This is a genomic window from Vreelandella rituensis, from assembly GCF_003336665.1.
Taxonomy (GTDB): Bacteria; Pseudomonadota; Gammaproteobacteria; order Pseudomonadales; family Halomonadaceae; genus Vreelandella; species Vreelandella rituensis.
This window is the reverse complement of sequence record NZ_QPIJ01000080.1, coordinates 1-10,770: the sequence shown is the minus strand read 5'-3', so window position 1 is coordinate 10,770 and position 10,770 is coordinate 1. Positions and strand designations below refer to the sequence as shown.

The window sequence follows — 10,770 nt, the reverse complement described above, 5'->3', positions numbered from 1 at the left end:
AGGCGGCAGAAGATAGTCGGTCTGGCGGTCAACGGGGATGAAGCGGCTCATGGCGTCGTTCCGGTGGGGTGGCAGGAGGCAAGTATCTCATGACGTTATCTAAAATCCGACAGACTGCTAGCCACGGATCGCGTTCACGACGCTTTCATCGGTGATTCCCCCGAGCACGCCTTCATGCACGGCCCCACCTTCATGGGCAACCCATTGGCCTGTCGCGTGGCGCTGGAAAGCCTGGCGGTCTTCGAGCAGGAAAACTACCTGGACAAGATCGCCCGGCTAAGCGAGCTGTTGCGCCGCGAGCTGTGTGACGATGCCGAGCTGCGCCAACACCCGGAGGTGGTGGATGTGCGGGTGTTGGGTGCCGCCGCCGTGATCGAGACGCGTTGCGCCGACAATCTGGAAGGGGTGGGAGAGTTCGCCCGCCGACACGGCGTATGGCTGCGCCCCATCGGTCGCTGGCTTTACACCATGCCCGCCTACATCACCACCGAAGAACAGATCCGCCGGATTACCTCGACCATGAAGGCGTGGTTTGAGCGTTAATCAGCAGGGATGTCCGCTTCGCCGACGAAACGCTGCCTGGCATCTACCACATAGGCAGCGAGTGCCGCCAAGGTAGTGGATTCCCAACCCAGCGGTTCGGCTGCCATCGGAGCGACCATGCACAGCTGCACCATTTCATCGGCGTGAACGGTATCCATACCGAATTGATTCACGCCCATATTCACTTCATGGGGATAGGGTTGGTTGAACGAGGCTTGATAGCCCGACTGCCCATCGGCACCATGACAGCTCGCGCAGGCAAGGCCATTGGTACTCAGCGAAGCGTCATTGAATAGCGCCTCGCCCCGCTCAACTAGTTCAGCGGGATTGTCACCGTTTTCATCGTAGCCGGGGACATAGTTTTCCGGACGAGAGACTGCTTGGGTGCGCGCACTGGGCTGGGTACCGCCCTCGGCCTCAGCTTCTGCTTCGCCCTCACCTTCTGCTTCTGCCTCACCCTCACCCTCAGCTTCTGCTTCTGCTTCTGCTTCTCCCTCGTCTTCTGCCTCGCCCTCGGCTTGTGCTTCAGGTTGCGCCTCTGCCTCAGCGTGGTTGCTTGCCAGCAGTAGGGTGCTGGACTGTGTGCTGTCGTCATTGACATAGAGCGTACCGCCATTCGCCGTCACGTCTAGCGCAACCCCGCTCGCCACCAGGGCCAACACAGGCGCGGTGTAGCTCATTTGGCGGCGCAACTTACCCAATAAATCCCGGCGTTTTTCATTATGTAGCGACATGGTGTTCACCTCTAGATAGCTATTGTTCTGAAGAAAAGCGATTAGCGCCTCGCCACGTTGCCTTGTTTTATAGAGGCCGCTTTATAGCAGCACTGTGTTAGTGAGCTGACCGGCGCTTTCCTTACACATTCAATCCAGCATAGCTAGTGATGGGTGAATCACTAGATCAATTTCCCACGAGGAACAAGTAAGAAATTGATCTAGCGGCGGGTGACTTTGGTCGAAATGCGGCACTTTGTCCCGCGTTAACCAGCAAGGCTACCCGTATGATTCCGGCACTTATCTAATAACTGAACGTTACAAGGATATTGCCATGCATCGATCGCGCTTCCTTGGCATGCCACTAGCGACTTGCATCGCTATTGCCGCGGTTCATCCCTCTCATGCTCAGTCAGATACCTCTTATGTTCAGTCAGATACGATGATTGTCGAGGCTGAAATGATGCTGCCAGGAGATATCAATACTTCGCCTCAGTATTCTCCGGCACCGGCAGCGGATGCGGCGGACTGGCTGCGGCGTTTTAACGGTGTTGAAGCAGTACGCATGGGCGGACATGGTCTCGATCCGGTCATTCGCGGCCAGCAAGGTAATGCACTCAACATCCTGATCGACGGCGGCTACGTATTCGGTGGCTGTCCCAACCGCATGGACCCGCCCACCGCCTACGCCCCACTACACAGCTTTGACCGAGTCATCATCAGCAAGGGCGTCACCACACTACAGCACGGCCCAGGCGGCAGTGGTGGAACGGTGCTGTTTGAGCGTAGCGCACCGGACTTTGAGGGCAAGGCGTTTGACAAGCAGGGCAGCGTGGGCGCCAGCTACGATGACAACGGCGAACGCACCGGCCTCTACGGCAGCCTGGAAACCGGCAATCGGCAAGGCTATCTGCGGGTGTTCGGCGAGCGCCAGGAGGCCAACGACTACGAAGACGGCGACGGTCGGCGCATCCACAGTGGCTTCGAGACCACCAGCGGCGGGCTGACCCTTGGCCTGACACCCGGCGAGAACACCGAGCTGGCGCTGGGTTACGAAGCGGTGCGCGAGCGCGACGTCAAGTTCGCCGGAGCCGGCATGGACTCCCCGGAAAGTGACAACGACACCGTGCGGCTGCGCCTCGATCACGCCTTCTCGGATACGCGGCGCGTGGAAAACCGGCTGCAATACACCACCATCGATCATGTGATGGACAATTACTCGCTGCGCAAGCCCCCCGTAACGATGGGGATGCCCATGAAGATGCGCTCGCCCACCGAATCCGACACTTTCACCTTGAAGAGCATGTTCGTGCAGCAGCTAGCCGATAGCGACCTGCGCCTGGGGGTCAATGTACTCCAGAATGAGCGTGATGCCCGGATCATCAACGACACATCCGGCAAGGTGGTGTTCCTCTCTTGGCCAGATGTCACCACCCGCCAGTCCGGCGTGTTCGCCGAGCTGGACCACTACCTGACCGAGCGCATTATCCTGAGCGGCGGTTTACGCCTGGACTATTCCGAAGCCAACGCCGAGGCTGCCTATGCATCCAGCGAGACGGGGAATGTAGCGGCGGATTTCTACAGCAACACCTATGGAATCGATGGCGACCTGGATCATGATGCCTGGCTGGTGGGCGGCTTTGTACGCGGCGACATGCAACTAAGCCCCACCGAGACACTCTATACCAGCCTTAGCCGAGCAGAGCGTGACGCCGACGCTACCGAGCGCTATTTCGCGCGCAGCAACTGGGTGGGCAACCCTGCACTTGAGCCAGAGTCACATCACCAGGTCGATATCGGCCTTATCCATCAGCGGGATAATCTGCGCATGGAGGTTGCTGCCTATGCTGATCGCGTCAGCGATTACATTTTCCGCGAAGAATCGGGAGATATGACCCGTTACCGCAACATTGATGCAACGCTCTATGGTGTGGAGCTCTCCGGGGAGTGGCGCTGGGCCGACAGTTGGGAAAGCCGTGGGCAACTGAGCTGGGTACGCGGCGATAACCTGGATGATGGCGGTGCACTGGCGGATATTGCCCCGCTACGTGGGCAGCTTGGGCAATTTTATCAACGTGACGACTGGGAAACCGGCCTTACCGCGCGTTTCTCCGACAGCCAAAACCGCCTTGGTCCAGGCGAAGTCGCTACCGCCGGTTACGTGGTATTGGACGCCGAAGCTGCCTGGCACTGGAACACGCTGACGCTAAGCGCTGGTGCGAAGAACCTGCTCGATAAAACCTATAGCGACTTCTTGAATCGCAACCGCAGCGCCAGCGACCCCTTCCTGGCTGACGCGCCGGAAACGCTCAACCTGCCGCTTAACGAGCCGGGGCGCAGCTTCTGGTTAGGCGTGAATTACACCTTTTGACCACTTACGGCAACAAGAGCGCACCTTGTTGCTTCCAGTGTTTGACCAAGGCAGGCACCCCTTTGCCGGCGGTGTCGTTGATCGCCAGCACGCTGGCTGGGCTGAGTTCAGTGGCGTTGGGGTCGATCACGACGCAAGGGGTGTCGTAGGCGACATGGTTGAGCAGCGAAGCGGCGGGCATCACCGCCAGCGACGTGCCGACCACCAGCAGGAAATCCGCTTCGCCGACCAGGTCACAGGCATCGGCGAATAACGGCACCGACTCCCCGAACCAGACCACATCCGGGCGCAACTGACTACCCTTGTCACACAGGTCGCCCAGTTCGATGCCGCCTTTGGCCAGACGATACTGCATGCGAATATCCACGCTGGAGCGCGCCTTGAGGATTTCCCCATGCAGATGCAGTACCTGGCGTGATCCCGCCCGTTCGTGAAGGTCATCGATATTCTGGGTAATCACACTCACCTGGAAACCGGCCTTCTCCAACCCCGCCAGCGCCTTGTGGGCGGCATTGGGCTTGGCCCGGCGAATTTGCTCGCGGCGGGCGTTATAAAAGTCCAACACCCGCTCGGGATCACGCCGCCAGGCACCCGGTGTGGCGACATCTTCAACCGGGTGTTCGTCCCATAGCCCATCGCTGGCGCGGAAGGTCTTGATACCACTTTCGGCACTGATGCCGGAACCGGTAAAGACCACAAGGTGCGGTGTCTTGCCCATTAGCCCTCCTCAGTCGGTGCCTATCAATATACCAATTCCTCGCCCGCGCCACTGAAGCGCTGCTTGTTGCGATAGGGGTAAACGTCGATTACTCGGCCATCGAGAATCGCCTGCTGGAGCCCTTTCCAGTAGTCGGCATCGAACAATTCCGGATGAAGCTGATAGAACAACTTGCGCAACTGGATGTTGGCAAACAGGAAGGGACCGAATTCTTCAGGAAAAATATCATTCGGGCCGACGGAATACCAAGGCTCGTCAGCCAACTCCTGCTCCGGGTACATGGCTTCGGGAATGTGGCGGAAGTTGCATTCGGTTAGGTAACAGATCTCGTCGTAATCATAGAAGATGACCCGACCGTGGCGCGTCACGCCGAAGTTCTTCAACAGCATGTCACCGGGGAATATATTGGCCGCCGCCAACTGCTTGATGGCATTGCCGTAGTCCTTGAGAACCATCCTGGTTTCTTCTTCGCCGCACTGTTCCAGATAAATATTCAGCGGGATCATCATGCGCTCGGTATAGCAGTGCTTGATGATCACCTTGTCGCCCCTGAGGTAAACCGTGGAAGGAGCGACTTCCAGCAGGTGCTCCAGGCACTCGGGGGAGAAGTGATCCTTGCGGGCGATGAAGTTGGAAAACTCCTGGGTATCGGCCATGCGCCCTACCCGGTCGTGGCGTTTGACCAGGCGATACTTCTCGCGCACGTTTTCCCGGCTCATGTCCTTGGTAGGGTCGAACTTGTCCTTGATGATCTTGAATACCGTGCGGTAGGCGGGAAGCACAAAAACCGCCATCACCATGCCGCGTACACCCGGGGCGATGATGAACTGGTCTTCCCGCTTGGCCACCTGATGGTTCAACCCCCGGAAAAACTCGGTCTTGCCGTGCTTGAAGAAGCCAATGGAGGCATAAAGTTCTCCCTCCGGTTTGCTCGGCATCAACTCCTGGAGATAGTCGACGAATTCGCCGGGCACCACCACTTCCACCTGGAAGTAAGCCCGGGTGAAGGAAAAGATGATCGAGACTTCATCCGACTCTATCAATACCGTGTCCAGATGCAGCCCGGCACTCGCGCCTTCCTTTTCGCCGAAACCCTCACCATGCAGCACCGGCAACACTAACGGCACCTGCTCACCCCCGCCGCGAATCCGCCCCACCAGGTAGGCGCCCTTGTTGCGGTAAAACACACTATTGAGCAGCTCGATCTCGACATCCTGCGCATCACGAATCACCGCCGGCAAATGTTCCTGCAGGAAGTCGGTGCCCAGCTGGGTATCACGCTCGATATCGTCAAAAGGATTATCCAGCGGCGCTTCGAGCAAGGCCCATTTCAACGCTTCCTGCCAATTGCCATTGACCGGACGCGAGCGGCACAACTCGATACCCGAGTGATGGGCGGCACTTTCGCGTGAGCTGTAAACGAACATCCAGTCATTGCGAATGTGGCGATGATGAAAAATCGAGCAGAACAGCGAATTGAAGAACGTTTCCGCCAACTCGTAATCCAGTCGCTGGCTGATCAGGTCGGCATAGTGGTTACGCGCTTCGCGCCAGTGCTCACAGTGAGAAAGCATCTCGTCGTTATCGAAACTGCGCTTGAGCCGCGACAACGTATCCTGCACTTTTTCTTCATACAGGTTGATCCGCTCGGCGGATGCCTGTTGCGCTTCAAGCCAGGCGGCTTCACGAAAACGACGGCTGGCATCGTGGGTGATTTCCTTGAAGCGAGTACGGTATTCATCAAAGCCATGCAGAATGGTGGTGGCCAGGCGATAGGCGGGGGTCAATTTCACAATGAGAACTCCGGCAATTTCGGCTCAGCTTCCCTCATGTGCAAGCCAAAAGCGAGACGACCATGGTGGCGCTCAATGACTATTCAGCGCCTCGATACAGGCTACCTCGAGACGAAACGCCCCCGCCCGGCGATCGGCAATCAAAAAACCTACCTGCTGAATACGCGCCGGATCAAGCGCGGGGGCATCGCTCAACAGACGGCCACGGCAAACGGCCTCGAATGCCTGCCAAGGTAAATCGATGGTTTCCCAGGCATCCACTTTCGGGGTAAAGCGTGCGCGATAGGCACTGCTATTATCCAGATCATGGCTTTTCAAGCGTAGCTGATAGCTGCGCCCGTCGCCGCTCACCCGAAGACGTACCCCGCCGGCCACTGCCAAGGCCTGCTGTAGCGGTGAATGAGGCGCTCGCCGCACCGAGGCAAAGCCGCCACCATTCTCCAAAGAGAGTTCGCCGTGAAATACCCCTTTGCCGTCTTCCACCTGGAAATCACTGTGCGACACACCGCCCATCACATCGTCATTCACTGCCTGCCAATGCGTGGCTTCCGTTGGGTCTTGAAACTCGATTGGTTGCATATCATCTCCTTTCATTGAGAAAGCGTTGCACTGGTCCAGGGAAATAGAAAGACTCATGGCTGGCGACACCCTCCACTCACTTTCCACAAGAGTGCTCACATGTTCAACACGACCGCCTGGAACCGATTACGTTACAGCTGCTATGCACCCTTGTACGACACCGTTGTTGAGCGTGCGTTTCGCCAGCCCCGTCGCCGAGCGCTTGCCCAGGTGACATGGCGACCCGGTATGCAAGTGCTGCTGGTAGGTGCCGGTACAGGGTTGGACTTGCCCTGGCTGCCCAAGGATATCGAACTGCATGCCACCGACCTTTCCCCAGCCATGGTAAGACGCACACAAGCACGCGCCGATGCCATGGCGCGTGACGTTGAATGTCGCGTGATGGATGCTCAATCACTCGATTACCCGGATGAATATTTCGATGTAGTGATTATGCACCTGATTGTTGCGGTCATGCCGAACCCGGCACAGGGACTCCAGGAAGCCTATCGCGTCCTTAAACCCGGCGGCCAGCTATGCGTGATGGATAAGTTTCAGGCGGATGACCACCCCGCGGGAGCGGGCCGGCGAGCACTCAACGCCCTAACCTCCGCCTTGGCCACGGACATTACCCGCCAGGCCCGGCCACTTCTGGAAGACGCCGGGTTCATTATTCACGCAGACCAACCGGTCATGATGGGAACGCTGTTCCGCGCTCTGCTGGCCTTCAAGCCATCGTAGGAGCCTGCCAGCTGCCGGGGAACATCAGATTGCCCTATCACCAGGCGCCATATCCTTGCGCGCCGGGACTATTCGCCTCCCACGGCCCAATGCTGCTGCATCTGCAGAAACGTCAACGACGCCGACCAGGTAAGCAGCATGAAACCTAGAAGCCCTTCTATGCTGGTCAATATGCGCATCGGTCCTTCGGGGGTGATGTCGGCGTAGCCTAGCGTGGTGTAGCTAAGGGCCGAGACATAGATATAATCCACCCCCGTGACCAACTCACTCCCTCCCAATACGCCGCTCTCGGGATGTTGGAGCAATAACGCTATTGCGAAGGTGAATAGTCCCATCTCCGCCACATGCGCGCCGAACATTGCAAACATCAGGATCAGAAAGCGCTTACGCAAGCTCAATTCAGCGTATTCGAGCTTGCGACTGACCCGAATGGCCACCTCGAAGTGCAGCATTACACACAGCAGCACCGTCACTGCGGTGATCGACAGTGTCACCATCAAGCCCATAGTGGTGTATGCGCCCATCTGCTTACCTCGCTCTTAGCTTGCCTGTAAACAAACAAGGCTAGCTCAAGGACAGCGCTCAGGTGTGGTCACGAAGAGTAACGGCCTATGTCATGAATCATTATCGGAGGAGGTCGGTATCCAGCAAAGTCGGTTTGCCGATACGATAAGTACCACGGGTGGGATGACACCGAACGCTCAAGCCGCGACAATGGCGCCTCGTTTTTTCGTCGGGGAACGGTATGCCACCACTGAGAATTGTGTATCAGGATGAATACCTGGTTGCCGTACACAAGCCCTCCGGCTTGCTGGTGCACCGCACGGCGCTCGCTCGGGGAGAAACCGAGTTTCTTCTCCAGCAGTTACGCGACCAGCTGCAACGGCGTGTCTATCCCATGCATCGTCTTGACCGGCCGACCTCCGGCCTCATCGTGTTCGGCTTGACCCCCGAGGTGGCGCGCGCCCTGTCGGAAAGCTTTACCGAGCGTCAGGTAGAAAAACGTTACCTGGCGGTGGTGCGCGGCATGGCGCCGGAGCAGGATCGTCTGGATTATCCGCTGCGCGAGGAAGATGGCAGCCGTCCCAAGGCTCAGATGCCCCCCATGCCGGCGATGACCGATATTCGCCGTCTGGATAGCGTCGAACTGCCGGTACGAGTGGACCGTTACCCCCAAGCGCGTTATTCGCTGGTGGAAGCGCGCCCCCTGACCGGCCGCCGCCATCAGATTCGCCGCCACCTCTCGCAACGCGGCTATCCAGTTATCGGCGATGCCAAGCACGGCAAGGGGAACCACAACCGCTTCTTTGCCGAACAGCTCAAGGCCCCCCGTTTGTTGTTAGCCGCCACTGGCCTTGCGTTTGACCACCCGGTGCTCGCCAAGCGCGTCATGCTGAGCTGCGCCCTGGATGACACCATGACCCAGCTTTTCCAGCATTTCGGCTGGGCCGGTCATCTCCCGCTGGATAGTGTTCGCACACCGCCGTTCGAGCCTCCCAAGGTGCTTTCCAGCGCCAGTGCCATCTAACGCCAGAGCTATCGCCAGTACTTTCTAACGCCAGAACTCTTCCAACCCCTGATGATTTCCGCGAGACGCGCTGCCATGTCTGATGTGAATTCCGATGATTATGCTTTTCGCTTCGGCGGCATCCGCCGCCTATACGGGGCGCGGGCCTTCGAACACTTTCGCCACGCGCATGTCGTGGTGGTGGGCGTTGGCGGCGTGGGTAGCTGGACGGTGGAGGCACTGGCACGCTCGGGCATCGGCAAACTGACGCTGATCGATCTCGACGATGTCTGCGTTTCCAATATCAACCGGCAACTCCACGCCCTGGACGGCACCTTCGGCCGCCCCAAGGTCGAGGTACTGGCCGAGCGTTGCCGCTTGATTCAGCCGGGAATCGACGTGGTCGCCGATACGGCTTTCGTCACTCCCACGAACCTTGCCGAGCGTATTCCCGAAAACGCCGACCATGTGGTCGATGCGATCGATAGCGTTATCGCCAAGGCAGCGTTAATCGCCTGGTGCAAGCGGCGCAAACTGCCGATTACCGTTACCGGTGCCGCCGGTGGACAAACCGACCCCACGCGCATTCGCATAGCCGACCTGACGCGTACCGAACACGATCCTCTGCTGGCCAAGGTGCGTTCTCGGCTGCGCCGCGATTACGGCTTTTCGCGCAACCCCAAGCGACGCTTCTCCGTGGAGTGTGTCTACTCGGATGAGCAATTGATTTACCCGGGGAGTGAAGGCGAAGTCTGCCTGCAAAAGCCCGGTACCGGCGAGGTCACCCGGCTGGATTGTGCCGAAGGATTTGGCGCGGCGACGTTCCTGACCGGCAGCTTCGGTTTCACTGCCGCTTCGCGCGTTCTGGCACGGCTTGCTCAAAAAGCGCAGGCCCTCTCCCCTCTTGAGTCACAGGAAAGCAGCCCGTCAACTACCTCGCCCTTAAGGGACGAGGCTTGTGACAACAAGCCCGGTTGACCAGGGAAAGCGGTAGCCAACCCGCTACGTTTGCAATAGGTCGTCAAGACCCACCGCCGAATGCTTCGCTCAGTTCGGCGCTCTGGAAGATCAGGATCATGCTGGCGAAAGGTAAAGCGCCGAAGGTTCTGGTCGCTACCGCAAGGTAGGAGCCGGTTGCAGACATTCCCGAGGGGAGACAGGTTGGAAGACCTGCGTCACCAGGCCCGTAAGGGTTCTATTGAAGAAGGAGATCGCATGGCGGTGTTTGTATTGGGAAAGAACAAGCAGCCGTTGATGCCGTGTAGTGAAAAGCGCACCCGACTGCTGCTGGAACGTGGTCGGGCGGTGGTGGTGAACCTGACCCCTTTCGTGATCCGCCTGCGTGATCGCTGCCTGAGTGACTGCGCCTTGCAGCCGACATTGCTGGGCATTGATCCGGGCAGCAAGGAAACCGGCCTGGCGCTCATGCGTCTGGAAGAAAACGCGACGGACGAGCAGGCACCGGCGATCCGTCATGTGCTTTGCCTGTTTCAGTTGGTGCATCGGGGCTTCCAGATTCGTCAGGCGCTGGCGCAGCGGCGAGGCTTTCGCAGCCGTCGTCGCAGCAAGAACCTGCGTTATCGTAAACCACGTTTCGACAACCGGACGCGCAAGGAAGACTGGCTGCCACCCAGCTTGCAACACCGAGTGGATGCCACCATGGCCTGGGTGGACAAGCTATGCCGATGGGCGCCGGTCACTCACTTGAGCATGGAGCTGGTGCGTTTCGATCTGCAGAAGATGGAAAACCCCGAGATTTCCGGCATTGAGTATCAACAAGACACGCTCCTGGGCTATGAGGTGCGTGAATACCTGCTCGAAAAATG

11 protein-coding genes and 1 pseudogene are annotated in these 10,770 nt (G+C 58.5%); 6 read left to right on the top strand and 6 right to left on the bottom strand.

Annotation, left to right across the window (positions count from 1 at the left end):
• Positions 1–114: 114 nt before the first annotated feature.
• Positions 115–543, top strand: a pseudogene (locus DU506_RS19565) (aminotransferase class III-fold pyridoxal phosphate-dependent enzyme); the annotation flags it as partial.
• On the opposite strand, the gene DU506_RS19560 reads toward DU506_RS19565, so the two are convergent.
• Positions 540–1,277: a c-type cytochrome gene (locus DU506_RS19560; RefSeq protein ID WP_114488543.1), complete on the bottom strand. Its 738-nt coding sequence runs from the start codon at positions 1,275–1,277 to the stop codon at positions 540–542. The pseudogene DU506_RS19565 and the gene DU506_RS19560 overlap by 4 nt on opposite strands.
• 313 nt (positions 1,278–1,590) lie before the next feature.
• Here DU506_RS19560 and DU506_RS19555 point away from each other — a divergent pair, with 313 nt between their 5' ends.
• A complete protein-coding gene (locus tag DU506_RS19555; RefSeq protein ID WP_114488542.1) occupies positions 1,591–3,627 on the top strand; it encodes a TonB-dependent receptor domain-containing protein in 2,037 nt (678 codons plus the stop codon).
• A 4-nt stretch (positions 3,628–3,631) separates the two neighbouring features.
• On the opposite strand, the gene DU506_RS19550 is transcribed toward DU506_RS19555, so the two are convergent.
• From DU506_RS19550 to DU506_RS19540, 3 genes are all read right to left on the bottom strand, one after another.
• Positions 3,632–4,345, bottom strand: coding sequence for an SIR2 family NAD-dependent protein deacylase (locus DU506_RS19550; protein WP_114488541.1), 714 nt, complete (start codon positions 4,343–4,345; stop codon positions 3,632–3,634).
• Positions 4,346–4,368: 23 nt separating this feature from the next.
• On the bottom strand, positions 4,369–6,138 hold the full coding sequence (gene aceK / locus DU506_RS19545; protein ID WP_114488540.1) for a bifunctional isocitrate dehydrogenase kinase/phosphatase: 1,770 nt from the start codon (positions 6,136–6,138) through the stop codon (positions 4,369–4,371).
• A 72-nt stretch (positions 6,139–6,210) separates the two neighbouring features.
• The gene (locus tag DU506_RS19540) at positions 6,211–6,717 is read right to left on the bottom strand and encodes a CIA30 family protein (protein WP_235825810.1); all 507 of its coding nucleotides are present in this window, start codon (positions 6,715–6,717) and stop codon (positions 6,211–6,213) included.
• Positions 6,718–6,816: 99 nt separating this feature from the next.
• Here DU506_RS19540 and DU506_RS19535 point away from each other — a divergent pair, with 99 nt between their 5' ends.
• Entirely contained in the window at positions 6,817–7,437 is a 621-nt protein-coding gene (locus DU506_RS19535) for a class I SAM-dependent methyltransferase (RefSeq protein ID WP_114488538.1), read from the top strand.
• 68 nt (positions 7,438–7,505) lie between these two features.
• On the opposite strand, the gene DU506_RS19530 is transcribed toward DU506_RS19535, so the two are convergent.
• Positions 7,506–7,961 (bottom strand): ion channel, encoded by a 456-nt coding sequence (locus DU506_RS19530; protein WP_114488537.1) that lies wholly within the window; start codon positions 7,959–7,961, stop codon positions 7,506–7,508.
• Positions 7,962–8,182: 221 nt separating this feature from the next.
• Between DU506_RS19530 and DU506_RS19525 the strand changes: the two genes are divergently transcribed.
• Complete coding sequence (locus tag DU506_RS19525) at positions 8,183–8,965, top strand: pseudouridine synthase (protein ID WP_114488536.1); 783 nt, start codon at positions 8,183–8,185, stop codon at positions 8,963–8,965.
• Positions 8,966–9,040: 75 nt separating this feature from the next.
• Entirely contained in the window at positions 9,041–9,922 is an 882-nt protein-coding gene (gene tcdA, locus DU506_RS19520) for a tRNA cyclic N6-threonylcarbamoyladenosine(37) synthase TcdA (protein ID WP_220254475.1), read from the top strand.
• A 43-nt stretch (positions 9,923–9,965) separates the two neighbouring features.
• On the opposite strand, the gene DU506_RS22615 is transcribed toward tcdA, so the two are convergent.
• Entirely contained in the window at positions 9,966–10,088 is a 123-nt protein-coding gene (locus DU506_RS22615; RefSeq protein WP_268877309.1) for a hypothetical protein, read from the bottom strand.
• Positions 10,089–10,159: 71 nt separating this feature from the next.
• On the opposite strand from DU506_RS22615, the gene iscB reads away from it, so the two are divergent.
• The coding region (gene iscB, locus DU506_RS19515; RefSeq protein ID WP_181870830.1) for an RNA-guided endonuclease IscB at positions 10,160–10,770 on the top strand (611 nt) is incomplete at its 3' end.